This window comes from Paenibacillus sp. MER 180 (genome assembly GCF_023713665.1).
GTDB classification, from domain to species: domain Bacteria; phylum Bacillota; class Bacilli; order Paenibacillales; family Paenibacillaceae; genus Paenibacillus_B; species Paenibacillus_B suaedae.
Window position 1 is genome coordinate 221,499 of sequence record NZ_JAMAVT010000008.1, and the last position, 22,063, is coordinate 243,561.

Below are 22,063 nucleotides of genomic sequence, written 5' to 3' on the forward strand. Positions count from 1 at the left end.
ATTAATCGGTGAGTGCACACAGCACCATTGCCGCACGGCAACGCTACCGGAGGGGGATATATGGCCACGACACGCCAATTGGTTATCGGGCTGGTCACCTCTGCCATCATGGTGACCAGCCTACTGTCCGCTTCAACAGCCGCTAGTTATAAGCAAGCGACAGCGAAGCCATTATCGCAATATCAATATATGAGGAGGGTACATATGGAACAAGTATGGAAACGTTCAGAAGTCCCACAGGATGTCCGCTGGAAATTGGAGGACTTATTCGGATCACAAGCAGAATGGGACAAAGAATTCTCGCTGGTTAACCAGCTGTTGGATAAGATGAAGCAATATCAAGGCAAGTTGAATGATGCGGAAGCACTGAAGAATTGCTTTGAGCTGGAAGACGATATTTCCCTACATACCGAGCGCCTGTACGTATATGCGAGCATGCGCCATCATGAAGACACAGCGGAACCTGGATATCAGGCATTGTCCGAGAAGGCCAAGCAATTAAGCGTAACAGTTGGGGAGGCACTCTCTTTCATTACGCCTGAAGTTCTGTCCTTGTCTGATGAGCAATTGAATGCCTTTATTCAAGAACCGAAGCTGGCTGCTTATCGCTTCACGTTGACTGAAATGCTGCGCCAAAAGGCACATATTCTGTCCAAACAAGAAGAAGCCCTGCTCGCGCAAGTTGGAAGCATGTCCAAGTCGCCCGAGACCATTTACAGCATGCTGAACAATGCCGACATGAAGTTCCCAACGATTAAGGACGAGAACGGCAAGGATGTAGAGCTGACACATGGCCGCTACATTCAATTCCTTGAAAGCCGCAACAGCGAAGTTCGCAAGGCTGCTTTTGAAGGCGTATACGGTACATATCGCAAGCTTCGCAATACAGTTGCTTCTACACTCAATGCGAACGTACAGAAGAACCTGTTCTATTCTCGCGCACGCAAATACCCTTCCACATTGGAAATGTATCTGTACGGCGACAACATTCCGAAGGAAGTATATACGAATCTGATTGACACGATCCACAAGCACTTGCCGCTTATGCACCGCTACATGAAGCTTCGCAAGCAGCTTCTGGGTGTGAAGGAACTACATATGTACGACCTATTCGCTCCGGTTGTCGATGAGTTCGACATGAATATTACATTCGAAGAAGCGAAGGCAACTGTTAAGGAAAGCTTGAAGCCGCTTGGTGAATCGTATCTGAATGTGCTTCAAGATGGTTTCGACAACGGATGGATTGACGTTTATGAAAATGAAGGCAAGCGTACTGGCGCATACAGCTGGGGCGCATACGGCACGCACCCTTACGTGCTGTTGAACCATAAAGACAATTTGAACAGCATGTTCACATTGACACATGAAATGGGTCATGCACTGCATTCGTACCATTCGGACAACAACCTGCCATATCGTGACGCGCAGTATACCATCTTCTTGGCAGAGGTTGCTTCCACATTGAATGAAGCGCTGCTCATGGATTATATGCTGAAGAAGACAACGGATAAGAAAGAAAAGATGTATCTGCTTGCATACTACATCGATCAATTCCGTACAACTGTATTCCGTCAGACGATGTTCGCTGAATTCGAGATGATTATCCATGATCACGCTGAGAAAGGTGAAGCACTGACACCGCAGCTCCTCTGTGACGTGTACTATGACTTGAATAAGAAGTACTACGGAGATGACATGGTCATCGACAAAGATATCGAGATGGAATGGGCACGTATTCCTCACTTCTATACAAGCTTCTACGTGTTCAAATACGCTACAGGCTTCTCGGCTGCACAAAGCTTCGCGAAGCAAATTCTCGAAGAAGGTCAACCGGCAGTCGATCGTTACACAGGCTTCTTGAAGAGCGGCGGCAGCGACTTCTCGATCAACATTCTGAAGAAGGCCGGCGTAGATATGTCCACTCCGAAGCCAATCGAAGAAGGCATGAGCTTGCTTGAATCCCTTATCAAAGAGATGGAACAGCTCGCAGCAAAATAAATGTAAAAGAGACGCTAGACAGCCTAACTAACTGCTGTCTGGGCGTCTCTTTTTTGTCAGCTATCCTGTCACATTCACTCTTGTATCAAATTGAGTAAACCTAGGGACACGATGCGTGCTAATAGGTAAGAAGCGAAGAAGTTGATATAGCTGCGCTATGCGATTTCGGTTCCATCGAACGGCCAGCTTCGCTGTACGCCTGCCCCATCCAGCTCCGCTTGATAAGCGCTGAGATGCTGCTTATCCTCATAGACCTTGCGCGGAATGATCCCTTGCTCAATCGAATAAGCGATCAAGTGACCGACGGATTCTCCAATATTCCATTCGGTTGGATGCAAGCGATAGCACCCGTTAGTGAGCTGAGTCGTACCGATATTTTTGCAAGCAGGCAGAACATTCGTGACCCGCTTCGGAATGAGAGATCCAAGTGGAATTTCATAAGGCAAGGTCGGAATATAGCAGCTTCGTCCAGTCTTGGTTGTTGTATGCAAATCCATAGAATAATGCCCTACTCCTACACTATCCTCATATCGACGAATACCTAGTCCCTGCCCCTTGCGAAGCTCCTTGCTCACATCAAGTTCCGTTATCGTATATAAGGCATGAATTCTTCTCGATTCACGAATGTAAGCCGACTTAGCAAGGCCATCGTCAGTGCCGACAGATGGACGATACAAGCGGAATTCGGGGTACCCTACTCCACCATCTTCACGTGGCGCTTCTGTCTGAAGCCAGTATAACAGAGACAAGCTTAACTGCTTAGCCTCCTCAACAATCGCATCCCGCTCTTCATAACTCATCTCAACAGGAGATGCAATGGAATAATCATTTTGCGGCCAATTAATTAAGGACAGATCTCCCTCATAATGGCCGTCCCGAAACTGCGATGCGTCCACAGTACGGCGATACGTCCACAGAGGCAGCGGGTCTATACCGTCGGGCAAGCAAATGAACTTGCGCAATTTATGAGTCGCATTCGGCTTTGTATCCCACCAACTTAACAAAGGATAAGGCGATCCTTCATGGTGAAAGCTCCTCCACCAATCATAACTTGCCGGCTTGGCAATCGGCTCATTGCGTTCAGCAGCGTTGGCATCCAGCTTCTCCAGCGACATCACTACTGTAAACGCTTGCAAATCAGCTGGGTCTGCTTCTGTTAACGCATGAGGCTCCCCTGTCATCTGCTGTGATTCAGCACCAACGATATATTCAACACCTGCGAGCGGCAGCACGTCACCACATTCTGTTGCATCTACGTAATATTGTCCAGTGAGTACTGTCTTCTCTCCTGTAATTCGATTGAGCACGGTGATGTCTTGTACAGCATCGCCCTGCGTGTGCGCTTCAAGCGGAACCGTATGATACAAAATGTGCAGACGCCCTTCCTCAACGTGAGGGCAAAGCCAAGCTTGCAGCAGATCATGCGCAACATTCGGCTCGTGACACAGTCGGCTTACCCATCCATTTCCCGGATTGAAAGTATTGTCGTATGCATCTCGATCCTTCAGCAGCTGCGGCTTCACAAGTGCAGCATAATAACTCCGAATCTGATTGCGGAATGCTCGATAAGCAGCAGTACATCCTGTTTGTTCAATCCATGGGTGTTCATCTGGTGGAACTGCTTGGCTGGTAAGCTGGCCGCCAATCCAGTCCGTCTCTTCTGTCATGATCACTTCTAGGCCCCGATTCGCCAGTGTCCATGCTGCCAGTGTTCCCCCAAGCCCTCCACCAATAATGACAACGTCTGCCTTCCTCGTATTCATGAATGTCCCTCCCCATTCACTTCCAGATCATTCCTCCCCATGATCATATCATGACAGGTCTGTATTTTGAATCCTTGATCCATAATGAAAATATTTGATTGGAGCAACCATTCAACTTGTGGCGAATGAAGTCGAACATTATACTGAGAATAGATACATAAACATAATGGTAAGGAGGCTACCTGCAATGCGTATTCAATGGTCCCTGCTAGCAGGACTTATATTTGCGCTCATTACGGCGATATTTGCAGTCATTAACGTGAATCCAGTACAAGTGAATCTCTTGTTCGGCACATTCGATGTACCGCTCATTCTTCTCATTTTGGGCTGCACCCTGCTTGGAGCTGTAATTGTCGGTTCATACAGCATTTACCTGCAGTTCCGCTCCCAGAAGAAGATTAAGCAATTGGAGCATCAGCTTGCTCAATATACAGGCGACGCTGACACTAGCTTGTTCGAGAATCATGAATCGACAAACAACCTCGAAGAATTGCATCCTCATGGCGACAGCACGACAAATGAGGATTTAACAGGACTCACATCAAGCACAGCCAATTCGGACAAGATTGATCACTAGCACCAGTACTTGCATCAGTACTTGCATCAGTACTTGCATTAGTACTTACATTAGTACTAGTCTCAGAACTAGTATTTGCATTAACACTGATTAACACTGATATTTAGCGTTTAGCGATTAAATCGTACCCATTTATCATATCAAGGAGGAATACAGTCATGACTGCACCCGATCATTCAACTATTTCATCACAACCCTTCCAAGCGATAATTGACGAAAAATACGTAACTTCCTTCCTGCTCGAATTGCTTAATACACCGAGTCCAACAGGCTATACCCACCATATTATGGCCCGCATTGGCCGTGAAGCGGAACAACTCGGATACCCATTCGAGCAGACTCAAAAAGGCTGTGGCGTCATTAAGGTAGCAGGAGAGAAGCACGATTCGAACAAAGTCATCGGATTGTCTGCCCATGTCGACACGCTGGGTGCTATGGTACGATCCATCCATGCTGATGGCACACTTCGCTTAACTTCCCTAGGCGGATATATGTCTAGTTCCATGGAGAATGAATATTGCCACATACATACTCGTGACGGTCGTACATACACAGGTACAATTATGACGAACCACCCTTCCGTGCATGTATACAGCGACGCACGCGAATACGCACGTGAAGAGAAGAACATGATTGTGCGCATCGATGAGCTTGTACATACCAAGAAAGATACCGAGGAACTTGGCATTCGCACAGGTGATTACGTTTCATTTGACGCACGTCCTGTACACTTGCCAAATGGATTTATTAAGTCGCGCCATCTGGATGACAAAGCTAGTGCTGCTGCCTTATTCGGATTGCTGGAGAGCATGAAGCGCCACGCTTGGCAGCCAAAGCACGATATTGTCATTTTCATTACGAATTACGAAGAAATCGGACATGGCGCATCCTACATTCCCCAGGAAATAACGGAGATGCTTGCTGTTGATATGGGAGCTATGGGCGATGATCTGTCTTGCAAGGAGACGGACGTGTCCATCTGTGCGAAAGATTCATCCGGGCCTTACGATTATATGATGACGGGCACTCTTATTGCTCTGGCAGAACGAGAGGGCATCGAACATGCAGTTGATATTTACCCTCACTATGGTTCCGATGCTTCAGCTGCGCTTCGCGGTGGCAACAACATCCGTGCTGCCTTAATTGGGCCAGGCGTTCATGCTTCACATGCGATGGAACGCACTCATCAGCGTGCAGTAATCAATACAGCACGCTTGATTGCTGCATACATCACAGAGGAATAAGAACCTGATCCCTTATAATAAATGCTGTCTAAATGCCAACTCTGAAGCGAGTGATATCAGTCTGTCTTCAACATTAATTACACATAAGCAGTATGGAATGAAAGGGAGGTTCGAGGTAAGATGCAACAGCAATTTGCAGCGTTATGGATTAACCAGCAAACGGATGGGACACTGGATGTAAGTGTTCAACAATGTACCACCGAGCAATTGTCAGCGGGAACCGTAACGATTCGTACCGCGTATTCTGGATTGAACTACAAAGACGCGCTGGCCTGCTCTCCGACAGGGAATATCGTAAAATCATACCCCTTCATCCCCGGAATTGATGTATCTGGGGTCATCATTGAATCAGAGGATGAACGATATTCGGCAGGACAGCGTGTACTGGTAACTGGATATGGGCTAGGCGTGACCCATACAGGCGGTCTCAGTGAGATTGTGCGCGTACCAGGCGATTGGATCGTTCCACTCCCCGATTCGCTTAGCCTAAGGGAAGCGATGATATTCGGTACAGCGGGTCTCACTGCTGCTCTCGCTGTCGAACGGATAGAACGCCATGGTATTACAACTGATAAAGGCCCTATCCTTGTTACTGGTGCGACAGGCGGAGTCGGCTCCATCGCAGTCTCTATGCTGGCACAACTCGGATATGAGGTTGCCGCTTCTACAGGTAAAGCCCAGTATGAAGAGTTACTTCGTTCTCTAGGTGCCAAGCAGATTGTTGCACGTGAGGAACTTCTTCCAGAGCGGCCTCGGGCTCTCGATAAGCAGCGCTGGGCAGGGGCGATTGACGTCTGTGGCGGCGCGATTCTTGCCTCTGTCCTAGCGTCTCTCCATTACGGCGGGGCTGTGGCTGCAACAGGAATGACGGCTGGTGGAACTTTGCCGGCTTCTGTCTTCCCATTTATCCTGAGAGGGACAGCCTTATATGGCATCGATTCTGTATTCGTACCGAGTACAGATCGTGTCCGCCTCTGGTCACGAATCGCCGCGGAGTGGAAGTCTTTCACCCACACCCCGAACTGGATTCATGAATTGCAACTGACTGATGTCCCTGCCTATCTCAACCAGTTGCTCCAGGGCCAATCATCTGGGCGAGCCGTCGTCAAGATTGGCAAAGATGAATAACAAGATGAATTGCGATTGATCTGCATACTTGCTGAACGGTTTGCCATACGAAAAAAAGAGCAGGAACCTCACATGGGGACTCCCCACTGAGGTTACCTGCTCTTCTCTTATGCGCTTAATTATGCTGGGATTTGGCACGCTCCCAGTGCCCGAGCATCTCCTGGGCCACTTGCTCCAGGGAGCCTCGAATGCCAACCTTAGGGATGTTGATCTGTGTATCAACGAATGCTCGGTTCGCTGACATGAGCGAACGTTTCCAGCCTGGACACCGAGCAAGAAATTCTTCCGGATTGGCCATCTTCACTCCCAGGAAGGATTGGCCCATCATATCGTACACTTTAATTTCTTCTACCTCTGACCACAATACTCTCCCTGCTGCCCCAAGCGAGGCTTGATCATAGAAGGCATCCGCTGTCAGGATGACAGCTGGCTTGGGGACTAACATGCGGTATGCGCAATATACACCGCACATACCGAAAAATACGACACTTACTCCCCCTAGAAGCACGACTCCACCTTGATCTTGCATGAGCATGACCATTCCAATCGCAATAAACACTATGGAACATAAGAACATGACGACTAACTTGCGCTTGCTAGGATATATCACTATATCATGTGGCTCTGGTTCATACTTCCCCATCATACGAACGCTTCCCTTCACTCCGCTGATATTCCATCGTAGTTGTTCAATCGCTGTATTCATCGATGAACTATGGTGTATTTACGTTCACTCGAACCGGCGGCATTATTTCGACTTCTCGGCCTCGATTTGCTCCGCTAGCTCGCTTAAATAGGTCCATCGCTCCATTAAATGCTCTAAAAGCTTCTGAGCCTCCGCATCTTCCTTCATCAGCTCCTGCAAGCGTACCGAATCATTGAACGCTTGTTCCATATCTTGCTGGATACGTTCAATATTGCTTTCCGCTTCCATGATTCGTTCCTCAATCTGTTCATACTCCCGCTCTTCCTTGTACGACATCTTGAGCTTAGGCTTGCGCTCCGACCGGCCCGCAGGATCTGCAGCAGTTGCTGTCTTCACTGACGGCATGCCGCCTTCTGTATTCGCCGCATGTGCATGCTTAGCTCTCCATTCCATATATTCGGAGTAATTGCCAACATGCTGGGAGACACGACCGTTCTCAAACGACCAAATACGTTCTGCCACTCGATCTAAGAAATAACGATCATGAGATACCGTAATAACAACGCCAGGGAAGTCATCCAAATACTGTTCCAGCACAGCAAGTGTCTGTACATCCAAGTCATTCGTAGGCTCGTCAAGGAGCAGCACATTCGGCGCTTCCATCAAGATACGAAGCAGTTGAAGGCGTCGCTTCTCACCACCGGACAGCTTGCCAATCAATGTCCATTGCATTGTAGGGCTGAACATGAACCGTTCGAGCATTTGTGCAGCCGTTACAGTGTACCCCTCGGCGGTTTGCACGGTCTCTGCTCCCTCACGTATATATTCGATGACACGAAGGGATTCATCCATCTCTTCATGTTCTTGTGTGAAGAATCCAATCCGAACAGTAGGGCCGAGCACAATTGTCCCATGCTGCGGTTCGCGCTTGCCTGCAATGACACGAAGCAATGTCGACTTTCCGCTTCCGTTTGGCCCTATGATACCTATGCGATCCTCTGGAACTGCGATGTAGCTGAGATCCTTGAACAGCTCCCGTCCATCAATCGAACATCCTAGAGACTCAATCTCCATGATCTTCTTCCCTAGACGTGCAGACATCGCAGATATCTCCACTTGACCGTTCTTCGCGGCAGGGTTATCGGCCTGCAATTCCTCGAAGCGCTGAATACGCGCTTTCTGCTTCGTCGACCGAGCCTGTGCCCCGCGCCGAATCCATGCCAGCTCATTACGGAGCAAATTCTGACGCTTATCCTCCGAGGCCGCTTCACGCGCCTCACGATCTGCCTTCAACTCTAGGAAACGCGTATAATTCGCTTCATAGAAATACGCGCGTCCTTGATCCAATTCAATCATGCGATTCGCGACGCGATCGAGGAAGTAGCGATCATGCGTAATCATAATCAATGCACCGCTGCGCTTCTGAAGCAATGATTCCAACCACGCTACGGTCTCATTATCAATATGGTTCGTAGGTTCGTCCAGCAGGAGAAGATCCGAAGGATGAATAAGTGCTGACGCAAGCGCCACACGCTTACGCTGACCACCTGAGAGATCGCCCATTCGGGCATCGAAGCGCTGAATTCCCAGACGGGACAGGATCGACTTCGCATCGCTCTCAAGCTGCCATGCCTGGAGGCGATCCATGTCGTCACTCGCGCGCACCAAGCGCTGCTGTACTTGCTCATCATTCGGTTGGGAAGATGCTGCTTCCAAGCACGCGGTATACGTCCGGATTGCAACCATTTCTGGAGCATCCCCGCCCATTACCTGATCCAATACAGTTGCGTGAGGATCATATTCCGGCTCCTGCGGCACAAATTGAACCCGAACGCGGCTGCCAACCATGATCTTGCCTTCCTCGATGGGCTCTAATCCCATAATCGTACGAAGGAATGTGGATTTACCCGTCCCATTTACCCCCACAATTCCGAATCGATCCCCTTCTTCGATTCCGAATGTAACGTCTTTAAATAGAGTTTTGTCCCCGTAACTTTTACTTAGTTGTTCAATCGTCATTACATGCATGAATTCCGTTCCTCCAATCAAGCATCGGCCATCTATAACGAAGGTGAAGCTGCAAGCGAACTAAGCTTACTTCATCCCCTTATAACCTTCTTTATCCTCTATGTTATCATAATATTTCATTTGCCAGCGACGACAGTTCGTATCAGTTATTGCAGACAATCATTGTACTAGAAATGAACGCTTACAACGATACAAAAAACGAAGGGGCTATATTCGTGCCCCTACTCATCCTCTGGTGAACCGCTATCCGTTCCCTTGCAATGGACTAGCCCCCTGCATACACCCTGTCCACTTAAATTGTTAATATATGTAAACAGAACATAGCGGACACGAGCTGACCATGATCGTATTCAGGCTGAAACAGCCGAGATGACCGCTCGGGTATATCCGCCTATCTCCGCTCCCATCATCGAAAGAGGAGAACCTTCGGTTCCCCCCTTGCACGCGATCAGGTATGAAGCTGCTATAGCGGTATGCCCTGCTTACAGCCATTCACAAACAACTCAGATGCGAACTGAATCCGCTGCCGCAAATCCTGGTTAGAGAAAGTCGGATTAAATAATATATCCATCTTGAGCATATCGAGCATACCGATAAATGATTTGGCATGAAGGAGAGGATCTGGCAAATTGAAATCCTCCATCGAGCTTGCGATTCGCTGTACATAACTCTTCATGAAGTTGCACAGCGCCTCCATCATTTCCGGATCCTTATTTGGCGCCTTGAAGAACAACTTCGTATACTCCCTGCGATTATAATAATATTCCAAATGATGCTCGGCAACGAACCCTAGACTTCCCTCCAAGGAGTCCCGCTCAAGAAGCCCCTGATCCAACTCTTGCAGAAATTGCTCAAAGCCTTGCATCATCATTACGGTAAACAGCTGCTCTTTGCTCTCGAAATATAAATATAGCGTTCCTTTGGCAATACCTGCCTTGTCAGCTATATCCGACATTTTCGTTTCATAAAAACCATTCGAACCGAAGAGTTCATAAGCCGCGTCCATAATCAACTGCAGCTTGTCACCCTGTCCATAACTCACTCGGTTCACCTCCTTGTACGCTGCTGCCATGGTTACTTACATTCTGCTTCGACTATAACATGAGACAGGAATGTTGTCGATTTCATTTGCATGACAATTGTAGATCTCTTTTGGACTACAAAAGCAAAGCGACAAAAAGTGAAACAATCGCGCCGGTACATGAAGCCAGCAAGTTCACACGATCATTATTTAACCAAACAAGACCACGTATATGATTCGTCGCTTCTTCGCAGTGTGATAATCGCTCTGTGGATACTCCACAAATTGTGCATTGATACCCAGCTTGCACAGTGGCGCCCAGCAGGGAATCGAACAATGCTCCAACTGTCCCGCCAATTGCCGCAGCAGCGATCACGATAAGAAGCGTGATCCAGCCCAATCCGTCACCTGCCGGAAGAGTTCCCAACAAACCCTGCAGCACCATCAAACCGGCTGCCGCTAGGCCTATCGTAAGTGCCCCCGCCACAGAAGCAAACGTACCAAGCAGCGATATTGCCCCTGACGTGCCAGCAGCAACCTGCTTGCCCTTCAGAAGCGAGCAGGGCAAACGCTTGCTTAAACTGCCGATTTCTGTTGCCCATGTGTCAGCATTCACTGTGGCCATTACCCCGATGAACAGCCACAGCCATATAGGACTTGGCCATACCGCATTCGCCATACATAGCAGCATGCCTATCCCGCCATTTGCGAATACCTGGCCAGCATCGCGTTCTCCCGTTTTTTCGTAAATATGATCCAGATGAGATTTCTTTCGTTTTTTCCATTTTGACCAGAATGTCGATGTGGTGAAAAAGGTGAGCAGCAATCCAAACCAAACCAGGTCGCCGCACCCATAATAGATGGTCCCCATGACCACAGCGGCTGCTGCCCCGGATCGCGTCAAGGCACACTTCCATAGTGCAGCTCCCGCAACGACAACACTTCCTGCAAAGCCGATAAGCCACGGATTTAAGCTATCTATCATTTCTATCCACCTTGCAAGCATTGTGGTTTCCCCCCTTTCGTCTGTGCCCAATTCTGCCACACGAATTGAATAATATCCCTTATTGTGAAAATCATAGATAAACTAGAAGGTAGGTAATAAATCTATGTAGAAATAGTATATAGTAGTACCATAAGTGAATAAAGTATAAGTTAGGAGAGTGCATGCCAATGAACAATGCTTGGGAGACCTATTTAAAGAAAGCGAAGCAGCTCGATAATAGTTTTGAACCTTTCCTCTGGTACCAGGAAATGAGAAGCCGTTCCCCGGTCAAATATGACGAGGAGCGCAAGTCATGGGATATTTTCTTATACGAAGATGTTAAAATGATATTAGAAAATAGAGAGTATTTTTCACTTCACCGTGTCGAGAACAACGGTAATCCCGCTAGCTTAGAGAAGCATGCCCAGATGCGATCAATCGTGAGCAATTTTTTCAATCCATCCGCTACGAATAAATGGGAGGCGAAAATTAAAAAAATCGTCGACAATCTCTTGGAACAAGACAATAATAACAATTCTACAGTCGATGTGGTAAATTTGATATCGGCACCTCTCCCTGCTATTGTAATGGCTGAGTTGTTAGGAATTCCAACAGAGGATCAGCTTATGTTTAGAGAATCGGCCCAAATCATTGCATCCAGCCCTTCAAGCTCTTCGCCTGAAGAAATGAAAACTAAAATATTTCATAAACACCAAACAACCCGTAAGCTGTACCATTACTTTTCCGCTATTATTGAAGAAAAAAAACGTAATCCGTGTGAAGACGTCATTTCCGCTTTAGTTCAAGCCCAATCCACCTACGATAATCTTACTTCCCATGATATATTAAACTTCTGCATTCTGCTGATATTCGCGGGCAGCGAAACTACATCTCATTTCATTAGTAACACTATCTATTGCTTGCTAGACAACGAAGAGATAGTGGATAACGTAAAGAGCAATTCATCACTGCTACCATCCGTTCTGGAAGAAACTCTTCGTTTCCGCTCACCCGTGCAGGCCATGAATCGAGTCGTTCGAAAGGATACGATATTGCGAGGGACTTTCCTGAAGGAAGGTGACTTCATCGTCGTCTGGATCGGTTCCGCCAATCGTGATGAATTGCATTTTTATGATCCTGACAGATTCATCCCAAATCGAAGACCTAATCAGCATTTAACATTCGGTAAGGGAGAAAATTTCTGTCTTGGAGCTCCTTTAGCCCGTTTAGAAGCAAAGGTGGCAGTAAATGCGTTAATTGAGAAGTACCCTCATATGAGATTAGATCTTTCAAAGCCATTGCTCCCTATCGAAAGCCCATATGTATATGGATTGCAGAAATTACATATCACAACTGCTTAATACACAAAAAGGGAGGCGTCTGTAGACGCCTCCCTCAGATTGTTGAGAAACCCTGTCTTTTTAAAGGCAAGGGTTTCTTTTGTTTTGCAATCTAGGGATGAAAAGAGAACCGCTGGTGGTTATCCTCGTCTTTCTAGGCGATCCAGGTGGATCGCCATCTTCTTCATGTTCTGTACAGCCGCTGTCATCAAAGCTTGTTCCCTGACATTCTGTAATCCGCGCAAACGGCAATAGCGAAACCCATGGAGCTCTTTGGCATCCGCGAAGCTTCGCTCAATCGTTTCTTTCCGTTTTCGGTATAAATATTTGCCGGATCTACTTAGCCGGTTTGCACGTACCCATTCTTTACTGTCTTCCCAGACATGTCGGGTCACTACTTTCCGGTGGTTGCGAGATCGGGTACATTCGCTCAGCATCGGGCAGTTTTTGCAATGCTTTGGATCAGATGCATACTGCCGATATCCTTCGCGATTTGTAGTTCGGTAAATAAGCTCGTTTTTTGCAGGACAAATATAACGATTTTGTTCAGCGTCATAAGTGAATTTCCACTTTGGAAATAATCCTTGCGTCGGATGGAATCTTCGGTGAGCAATAACTGCAAAAATCCCACGCTCTTGCAGCCCTTTACAGATCGGTGAAGTTAAATACCCAGAATCAAGTGCAACTGCTTCCACTTCAAAGCCAAATCGTTTTTGCTGACGATCTAATCGAGATAAGTAGGGAATCGAGTCATGTACATTCCCTGCCGTGACATGAACATCCGTAATCATGTTGTATTTCAGATCTACTGTGCGGTGGTCTAAATAAAAGAATCCCTCCGGCTTACCGTCTCGGATCATATAACCGCTATCTGGATCGGTCTTACTTACCTTAATTTCTTTTTCCTCTACCACGTCCTCTCTAGGTTTTAGTGCTTTTTTTCGTGAGTTTTTCGGTCTTGGTCCACTGCTGCGTTCAGTTCGTCCACATAGTCACGGGTATTTTGTAAAACCTGCTCTTTCGTAAACTTATGTTTGTTAGCGTTAGCCTTTACATGCGTGGAATCTGAGACTAGTACACGGCCACCAACCATACGATGCTGAATGGCTTGAAGCACAATCTCATCAAAGATATCTTGAAAAATATTTGTGTCTTTAAAACGAGTGCGACGATTCCAACTGATGGTGGAATGGTCTGGTACTTTATCCGTTAGACCAAGGCCTAAAAACCAACGGTAGGCCAAATTAGTCTGAATTTCACGTTCAAGCTGACGTTCCGAACGAATGCCATAAAAATAACCAAGAAAGATCATTTTAAACAGCACAACAGGGTCAATAGCAGGTCGTCCATTGTCTGCACAATAAAGAGGACGTACCTTTTTATCAATGAATGAGAAATCGATATATTTATCTACTTTGCGTAGTAGATGATCTTGAGGAACAAGTTCCTCAATCGACACAAATTCATAAGCCTGTTGTTTATCCCGATTTGAACGAAGCATTCTTGAACACCTTCCCGATCTCATTTATTACCGTAATTATACAACATTAACGCGGTGTCGTGTTGAAATAAATGAATATAAAAATAGCTGTCGAGACTTTCTCGACAGCCTGAGGGAGGCGTCTGTAGACGCCTCCCTTTCACTAACGCGATCAACTCACTGCAAGGATTAGCTCTGAAGCCATTGTCCGCAACAACAATTCTACATGTTCCTCTTTTACCGAAGAAGCATCGTATCCTGTCGATAATGTAAGGTTCTGGTTGTAGCTGCTAATTAACAAAAGGAAACCTGGCGGCATCATAATCGGACCTGCAATATAGGCATCAATCACTTCCACATCACTGAAGAAAATGGGCTGGTCGCTAATTATGCCGACATTCGATAAAATCGGGTTCGACTTTTTCGATTTTATCCCTTCTTCCATTGACATGTGAAATGTTTTCTTCAACTCCTCGTAGTTAAGTGCTGCAAGTGTTTCTAACGTAACCATCCCATTGACACCAAGCCTTGGATTTTTCGCTTTCTTTGTCTGCCTGTTTACTTTCATTAAGGTATCGAGAAACGGTTCATGCTCAAGTACTTCTATTTCGATATTCATCGAGCTCGACAAATTGCATATGGCTTTAGCCTTGCCGTTCGGTAAGTGCTGCCGCAAGTCCATAGTAACAGGTAAAGGCATAGATCCCGCGCCATACGAACGGGTGATGCTGAATAAAGCCCTATAATAAGCTGTCAAAAGCAAATCATTAAACGATACTCCGTGTAGACGGTTAAATGTTTGAAATGAACGGTAACATTCCGGTTGAAAACGATATGCAGACGTCCAAAGCTTCTGCTCTGTGCTCGGATCAAAAGGAAATGCCCACTTGGCAATAGGCTGTGCCTCTGACGCATCCCATGCCTCTAAAAGATTATGATATCCGAGCTGATCGAACACGATCCCTTGATCACGTCTTCCCTTATTTGGGACTGTTGGTGGGCTGTTCGGACTCGAACTTAAATGATTGTACGTGGATGACAACAATGAAATATAATCCTTCACTCCTCCAGCATCGCAGCAAGCATGATTGCATTTGACGCATATTAAATCATAAGTAGATCTGAATACACGAATGCTTATTAAGGGATCAACTCGCGCATCACTAGGTGCACAAATGAAAGCTTTAAGCTGAGTCTCCACATCATCCGTTTCATGGATAGAGACGCCATTTAACATGTCCAAATCGGCTCTTCTTTCCCAAAACCATTCTTGATTTTCTTCCGCTAACCGACAGCCTAGTACAGGCTCGATATCCAACGTCACGCGATAGGCCTGAACAAGGAGTTCCATATCTACAAAACCAACTAAGCGAAGAACACAATGAATTTGATGCCCAAATAATGAATTTACTCTATCCTGTGCCACGAATGGATATCGCGTGGAGTTCCCAGAATGGATTAATGATCCTGCGTCTTTCAATTGATTCACGATTTTCATCTCCTTTTAAAGAATGGGGCGGTCATCGAACATCCGAAACACTGCATAACTCATATCACATTCAAGTCAACAAACTGCCTAGTGCTCATAAAATGCTCTAACGCCTCATCCCATGGTCGCAGCATCTCGAAGCCTTGGAACATAATTGACAACTGACCCAATGAGCACGACGGAGGACGAGGAACGCTCGACAAGGACTCCGATGCGATCAAGCGTTTATCTATGTTTTGGACATTCAACAGTCGGAGAATTTCCCTGTAATATTCGAATTTATTGCATCTCCCACTATTTGTAACATGATAAATTCCATAGGATTCGGTTCGGATCAGTCCTTGTATGAAGGCTGCCAAATCAATAACGGAAGTCGGAGATCCGATTTGTTTCGGACTTACCTTCAAGGACTGCTGACGATTCAACACATCTATAATCGATCGAATGAAATTCTCCCCATAAAGCCAAGAGGTGCGTACGATCCAGTATTTAGTGTGGAAAGAGCGCACGAACAACTCCCCTCCTAATTTCGACTCGCCATAAACATTTAAAGGCCGAGGATTATCATACTCACCGTGCTCAGCTTTGGTACCGTCAAACACATAAGCCGAACTTAAGTAGAGCAGCGAGGAACCACACTGCTCAGCAGCAACCGCCACATTGCGGGTTCCGTAGCTATTTACCAAGTAAGCATTCTTTGGGTCGCCTTCCGCTTTGTCGATATTTGTGATTGCGGCAGAGTGAATTACCACATCCGGAGATACATCCCTCACAACAGAACTGGTATTGGACCATGAAATAATATCTAAGTCCTTGCTTGAATAGGCAAATACGTCATGTTCGCTGCTCAATTTTCGAATTAATTCGCTGCTTAGTTGGCCGTGCGCTCCGGTAATTAATACTCTCATCCAATGACCTCCCCCCGTTTTTGGGGACGATTATGTGCTCGGTTTTTGGTGTTTCAGGATCGTACTTGCTACAATGGGAATTGACGAATGAACTCCTCGACCCCATTCTTTTGTCGCATTAAGTGTCCCACCTGGCTAGCCTGTTTCTTGAATTCGGAGTTGGTCACGGCCTCTTTAATGGCGTGCAACAGCTTGTCGGCAGTTAACTTAGAACGATTGATCGGATCGGGCCCCAGCTTTTTAGCTGCGATCGTACTCCCCCATCGATATTGATCCATCGCATGCGGAATAATAATTTGCGGAACCCCTGAACGCGCTGCGCAATGCGTCGTTCCCGAACCGCCATGATGGATGATGGCTCCCATCTTAGGAAACAGCTTCAAGTAAGGGGCAAAATCTATCGTACGAACATTGGCATGATTCAAGCCTGTTCCCAATTCAGCCCAGCCTTTTAGGATGATAAATCGCTGCCCGCTTTTCTCAATTACTTCATTTAGTATATTTCTTGTACGCAAAGGATCTGGATCCGTGCTGCTGCCAAATCCAATGAAGACGGGAGGATCCCCTTCCTCGATAAATTGGGATATGCTTGGATCAAGATCAGCCCCGTCTTCAAAATGCCAATATGCAGTTTGAGTAAAGCGAAATGCAGGATTGGCCCGTACAGGCTCCAGTACCGGATCGGCCGGAATGATAATATCGTTTAACAAATAGTGTTGAATATCGCGAACCGGGGGTAATCCCAGCTTATCCCTTTCCTCATTTAACGTTTTCAATATCATTCGATTTTGAAATTTGCTGTCTCCCCACCACAAAAAGCGATTGACCCACTGTGGGCAGTCAAGAGCGTTGATAAGCAATGGCGGATAACTCCGAGAAGGCAAAACTTGCGGGATAGCCACGGATAATCGAAATGGGATCCGGTAATATTCTGCTACAGACCTCGCCGCATACATAACACCTGATGCGATCATGATATCCGCATCAATAGCAGCCTCTTTTAACTGGCTAATATGTCTTTGCACCTGCTCCCTTAATAACTTTACCGTGAGTTTCATGATTCGCATCGGGTTTTTCCCCATGACTTTATCAGCATGCTCTTGAAGCAGGGCTTGAAAGTCGACGCCTATAGGAATAAACTGAAAACCGCATTTGCGCACGAAAGAATCATTGTTGGGCGGAGCGCATACGACAACGTCATGACCTAATCGCATTAATTCGTTTGCGAGGGCAAGCATCGGAAACAGGTCTCCGTTCGAACCTTCACTGGCCAGTACGATTTTTTTCAATGTCTTACATCCCCCTTTGACGCAGGGTTATCATCCTTCATAAAGGATATAACTCTTTCATTTACAATTTCAGGAATTTGGAGATTAAAAAAATGTCCCACCCCCGGCAACATTTCCATGACGGCGCTAGGTAAGCACGATCTCGCTTTAGCCATCGCAGCTTGCGGATTCTGGGTAATATCCTGTTCTCCCAACATGATCAAAAGCGGACATGTAATAGTGTTCAGTTCTTCGTCTTTAAAAACATGCGGCCATACTCTTTTTCCTGCCTTTACATTCGGATGAGGCTTCCTCCACAATGCTCCGGCAACTACCTGTTCGAAGAAATGGGTATGGGATTCATGCTGGTTCCAGCGAAACAGCTTCGATACGAATTGTCTCCGGGTGGATATAAGGGAATTACAGATGATTTTGGCAATGAATTTGCCGCTTAAGCCCACTAGTCCTGATGAAGGGCTCATTATTATCGCTCGGCCAACGCGTTCAGGGAAATGAATTGCGAGATTTAATGCCAGCAATGCTCCAAAAGAGATTCCAACAATATCCGCTCGTTCAATATGTAATGCGTCCAATACTTCACAGAGCCATTGTGCATACTCTTCCCGACTATTCGGAAAACGCGTCACCAAGGTTTTATTCTTATCGCCGATAATGTCTACCGCGTATATTCGAAAGTGCTTTGATAACTCCAAGCTATTGCGGTACCACATCGTTGAGCTGAATTCATGAGCGTGAAGCAACACAAGCGGCGGGGCATCCTCACTGCCGCTTGCAATCACGTGAGTTCTTCCAAAATGTGTCTCCAGTTCGACCGAAGTGAATGGAGTATTCCAAAGAGTCAAGGTTCGATCATACGCTTCGTAATAAGTAGATTTCAAATCATCAAATGTTCTGCGTGCCATCCTTTTTCTCTCCTTCTATTTGAACACGAGCAATAAAGTCGCTGATACAACGATTAAACTCTTTGTAATGCGTAATAAATGGAGCATGTCCGGCCCCTTTTATTTCATGATATTCAGCGTGTGGAAGTCTCTTCCTCAATGCAATGGCATGCTCTGGGGATACGATCGAATCCATATCACCGCTAACGATCAGCGCAGGTACGAGAACATCTGACAGCACCTCTTCCGTAGAGGCTTCTTCATTGAAGAAATCAAAGTATTTGGAAATGGAGGGATTGATCTGATGGCTTTTTTCGATAATCTCAAAAGCTTGTCCATGACCAACTCTTTCAAAATCCATCTGCAGCTTTTCTTTTATGTCTAAATCTTGCTTTACGTGAAAGAATCCTCCAGTCAATACAAGAGAGGCCACCAATTGAAAATTCTCCTGTGCTAGCTTCTGTCCAACTAAACCACCCCATGAGGTAGTAATAATATGGACTGGTTCCTGTATACCAAGTCGTTCCAACACTCGAACAAATCTCCTGCTGAGTCCCCCGACGGATAAATCGTGGCGTCCGGTTGACAAGCCGCATCCCGGAAGATGAATAATGATCAACTGATACTGGGATGACCACTCGTTAATTTGATAAATGAATTGTGGAGCTGTAAGCGCAAATCCGGTTATGAGCAGCAACGGTTTGCCTTTACCAATCACAATGACTTCCGTCTGCTCTTCAATGGAATCCTTCGCCAACATATGCAGCATTTTCGGGCTCCGCTTCCGACTAGGCTGCATATACTCCTCAATAAAATTAAAGCTTCGCAATTGGATGCCGCCCCGTTCTCTCATCTGGTACCATTTCAAAAGAAATGATTTGTCCGAATAAGGACCCATCTCCAAAATTTCCAAATTTCCAGGGAGCTTAGGTATGCCACCCTCAGCATTTCCATTGCCTTCATTTCCTGCTGACGTTTCATCCTTATCAATGTCAATACTCTTCGGGCTGGAGGTGAACACTTGGTTATGTTGGGTAATCTGCCCCCCGAACTCTTCTAACAAATAGGAAATGAAGCGGGAAATGGGCGTATATTTAAAAAACAGATCTATTTTCAGCTCCAGCCCGTATTTTCGATTGATTCGTGCCGTCAATTCCGTGAGTGAGATTGAATCGAATCCCAACTCGGCCACTTCGGCATCAAGACGAATTCTCGATATCGGTTCCTTCAATGTATCTGCCATCATATGAATAATTTCTTCCTCTAGGAGAAGCAGGCTTTCCTCGGGACTCGGACTGTCGGCTTTTCTCAGAATTTCGTCTTTGTTATTCGCCGCTTGAAGCACAATGTCCGCTTCTTTTGGTATCCAATATCTCTCTTTAGCAAATGGGTAGGTAGGCAATGACAATCGTTTCGGCCGCTGCCGATCATAGAATAGTCCCCACTCCAAATCCACACCCGATACCCACAGTTGAGAGAGCTTTCCTAAATTACGATTTTGAATTAACAAACGTATGAATTCGCTTCCTTCCGGTCCGGCAATCAATTGCGTAAGATTGGCGCCACCACTCTTTGAGTATCCCTTGTAAACGTTATCAATTTCTGTGTTTCCGTCAGCGAATAAAGTAAGCTTACCGTGTAATTCCATCACATCAGACACAATAAAAGCCACTCTGTGATCAAGAGCCTCCCTGCCCAACTGCATCGTATAGGCAAGTCGCTTAAGAACGGAACTGTTGCAATCTCTTTCGCAACTAGATACATAATTTGCAAGGAGTCTCGCATATTCGGGCAGCCTATCCTCTTCCTTTGCCGAAAGAACAACGATGTATGCATTTTCTTCTTGCTCTTGTGAATAGGCTTCCTCAATATACTCTTCTAGTACGACATGGGCGTTCACTCCACCTATGCCAAATGAACTGATCCCAGCTCTTCGCGGATTTCCACCATTTCCAACCTCAGAGCACCAGTCCGATACATCCCTTCCCAACACAAAAGGCGATCCAGTCAACTGAATATATGGATTAAGACTATTAAAATGGACAAGGCCGGGTAGCTTGCAATGCTTCATCGCCAACATAACTTTTATTACGCCAGCAACTCCTGCGGCCGCCTCAAGATGTCCAAGATTCGTTTTAAGAGAACCCAGCCTACAATTAGGTATTTCGGGCACAGGCTTATTCCACTTTTTGTATAACATTCTGAACGCTTTCTTCAGAGCGTCAATTTCAATCGGATCTCCCAACTTGGTTCCGGTGCCATGCGTCTCAATATACGATACCGTCTGCGGATCGATTCCCGCGCGTTCGTAAGCTTTCACAAGTACCTCCGCTTGAGCGTTCGGGTTGGGAGCTGTGAATGAGCTGGCCCGTCCTCCATGATTAACAGCAGAACTCCTAATTACGGCATAAACGTGATCCCCGTCCGCTTTAGCTAGATCTAATCGCTTCAACAGCAGGATACCAACGCCTTCTCCACGGACATAACCGTCTGCTCTCTCATCAAAGGTTTTACAGCTGCCATCCTCGCTCAGCATTCCTGCTTTACTCTGCATCAAATAAGGGTTCGGACTCGCAATCACGTTCACGCCTCCCGCCAGAACCATATCGCATTGGCCTGAACGAATCGCCTCAACTGCACGATGTATAGCTACCAAGGAACTGGAGCACGCAGTATCGATAGGTTCACTCGGACCACTGAAATTAAACATATAAGAAATCCGATTGGTGAGCCCCCATTGACACATCGCTGCAGGAATCCCTGCCTGAAGCTGCAACTCCTTATAATCCGCGGTACAGACTCCTAAAAATACGCCCGTACTCGTTCCTGACAATTGCTTGGCCCGATAACCTGCATCTTCTATCGCTTTCCATACATGCTCTAAAACGAGGCGTTCTTGCGGATCCATCATCTCGGCATCTCTGCCGGATATCCCAAAAAAGTGGGGATCAAATTTATCGATCTCATGCATGAATCCGCCCCACTTAATATTCGTTTTATTATGTTCAACCCGCGGATCTCCGAAATAAGCTTTCCAATCCCAACGATCCTCTGGAATTTCACTAATCAAATCCCGGCCAGCAACAAGATTTCCCCACAGCTCATCCACATTTGCGGATTGAGGAAATGCCCCACTTGCTCCAATGATGGCAACAGGGATGGTGGCTCCATCAACTGCTTGTGTGGACTGTTGTTCATATTCGCTAATCATCGCTGGTATTTCAGTTTCCCTTGATACGTCATACTCCATCGGTGACATGTAAGGTTGTTCCGTTTCCTCCGAAGG

General features: G+C 46.4%; 16 protein-coding genes and 1 pseudogene. 5 read left to right on the forward strand and 12 right to left on the reverse strand.

All coding sequences use genetic code 11. From position 1 onward, the window contains the following. The first annotated feature begins 204 nt into the window (after nt 1-204). Nucleotides 205-1,998: an oligoendopeptidase F gene (gene pepF, locus M3661_RS15315; protein ID WP_175400632.1), complete on the forward strand. Its 1,794-nt coding sequence runs from the start codon at nt 205-207 to the stop codon at nt 1,996-1,998. A gap of 155 nt (nt 1,999-2,153) precedes the next feature. Here pepF and M3661_RS15320 read toward each other — a convergent pair whose 3' ends face one another. Further along, nucleotides 2,154-3,761, reverse strand: coding sequence for an FAD-dependent oxidoreductase (locus tag M3661_RS15320; protein ID WP_065293996.1), 1,608 nt, complete (start codon nt 3,759-3,761; stop codon nt 2,154-2,156). 187 nt (nt 3,762-3,948) lie between these two features. Between M3661_RS15320 and M3661_RS15325 the strand changes: the two genes are divergently transcribed. From M3661_RS15325 to M3661_RS15335, 3 genes are all read left to right on the forward strand, one after another. Then, nucleotides 3,949-4,338 carry a LapA family protein gene (locus M3661_RS15325; RefSeq protein ID WP_251486432.1) on the forward strand — a complete coding sequence of 130 codons (390 nt, stop codon included), beginning with the start codon at nt 3,949-3,951 and terminating at the stop codon, nt 4,336-4,338. Nucleotides 4,339-4,496: 158 nt separating this feature from the next. Next, nucleotides 4,497-5,582: a M42 family metallopeptidase gene (locus tag M3661_RS15330; protein ID WP_251486435.1), complete on the forward strand. Its 1,086-nt coding sequence runs from the start codon at nt 4,497-4,499 to the stop codon at nt 5,580-5,582. Nucleotides 5,583-5,702: 120 nt separating this feature from the next. After that, a complete protein-coding gene (locus M3661_RS15335; protein ID WP_251486438.1) occupies nt 5,703-6,710 on the forward strand; it encodes an oxidoreductase in 1,008 nt (335 codons plus the stop codon). A 115-nt stretch (nt 6,711-6,825) separates the two neighbouring features. Here M3661_RS15335 and M3661_RS15340 read toward each other — a convergent pair whose 3' ends face one another. The 4 genes from M3661_RS15340 to M3661_RS15355 form a co-directional block, all read right to left on the reverse strand. Continuing rightward, entirely contained in the window at nt 6,826-7,356 is a 531-nt protein-coding gene (locus M3661_RS15340; protein ID WP_251486442.1) for an STM3941 family protein, read from the reverse strand. A gap of 102 nt (nt 7,357-7,458) precedes the next feature. Continuing rightward, the gene (locus M3661_RS15345; RefSeq protein ID WP_251486445.1) at nt 7,459-9,384 is read right to left on the reverse strand and encodes an ABC-F family ATP-binding cassette domain-containing protein; all 1,926 of its coding nucleotides are present in this window, start codon (nt 9,382-9,384) and stop codon (nt 7,459-7,461) included. A 463-nt stretch (nt 9,385-9,847) separates the two neighbouring features. Beyond that, nucleotides 9,848-10,426: a TetR/AcrR family transcriptional regulator gene (locus M3661_RS15350; protein WP_028533850.1), complete on the reverse strand. Its 579-nt coding sequence runs from the start codon at nt 10,424-10,426 to the stop codon at nt 9,848-9,850. Between the two features lie 115 nt (nt 10,427-10,541). Continuing rightward, nucleotides 10,542-11,390: a DUF92 domain-containing protein gene (locus M3661_RS15355; RefSeq protein ID WP_251486448.1), complete on the reverse strand. Its 849-nt coding sequence runs from the start codon at nt 11,388-11,390 to the stop codon at nt 10,542-10,544. Between the two features lie 188 nt (nt 11,391-11,578). Between M3661_RS15355 and M3661_RS15360 the strand changes: the two genes are divergently transcribed. Beyond that, entirely contained in the window at nt 11,579-12,751 is a 1,173-nt protein-coding gene (locus M3661_RS15360) for a cytochrome P450 (RefSeq protein ID WP_251486451.1), read from the forward strand. Between the two features lie 119 nt (nt 12,752-12,870). Here the strand turns inward: M3661_RS15360 and M3661_RS15365 are convergent. The 7 genes and pseudogenes from M3661_RS15365 to M3661_RS31050 form a co-directional block, all read right to left on the reverse strand. Then, nucleotides 12,871-14,231, reverse strand: a protein-coding gene (locus tag M3661_RS15365) for an IS1182 family transposase (RefSeq protein WP_251486455.1) whose coding sequence is annotated in 2 segments (ribosomal slippage) — nt 12,871-13,673 and nt 13,673-14,231 — 1,362 coding nt in all. Because the reading frame shifts where the segments join, the coding sequence is not laid out codon by codon here. A gap of 151 nt (nt 14,232-14,382) precedes the next feature. Then, a complete protein-coding gene (locus tag M3661_RS15370; RefSeq protein ID WP_251486457.1) occupies nt 14,383-15,699 on the reverse strand; it encodes a hypothetical protein in 1,317 nt (438 codons plus the stop codon). 59 nt (nt 15,700-15,758) lie between these two features. Continuing rightward, a complete protein-coding gene (rfbD, locus tag M3661_RS15375; protein ID WP_251486460.1) occupies nt 15,759-16,607 on the reverse strand; it encodes a dTDP-4-dehydrorhamnose reductase in 849 nt (282 codons plus the stop codon). A gap of 68 nt (nt 16,608-16,675) precedes the next feature. Then, nucleotides 16,676-17,896, reverse strand: coding sequence for a glycosyltransferase (locus M3661_RS15380; protein ID WP_065290785.1), 1,221 nt, complete (start codon nt 17,894-17,896; stop codon nt 16,676-16,678). Next, nucleotides 17,893-18,798 carry an alpha/beta fold hydrolase gene (locus tag M3661_RS15385; protein ID WP_251486463.1) on the reverse strand — a complete coding sequence of 302 codons (906 nt, stop codon included), beginning with the start codon at nt 18,796-18,798 and terminating at the stop codon, nt 17,893-17,895. Before M3661_RS15385 ends, M3661_RS15380 begins: the two co-directional genes overlap by 4 nt. Continuing rightward, a complete protein-coding gene (locus tag M3661_RS31045; protein ID WP_483874660.1) occupies nt 18,779-20,848 on the reverse strand; it encodes an alpha/beta fold hydrolase in 2,070 nt (689 codons plus the stop codon). The genes M3661_RS15385 and M3661_RS31045 overlap by 20 nt, the downstream gene beginning before the upstream one ends. Beyond that, nucleotides 20,825-21,934 (reverse strand): annotated as a pseudogene (locus tag M3661_RS31050) (beta-ketoacyl synthase N-terminal-like domain-containing protein); the annotation flags it as partial. The gene M3661_RS31045 and the pseudogene M3661_RS31050, both read right to left, overlap by 24 nt. Between the last annotated feature and the right edge of the window lie 129 nt (nt 21,935-22,063).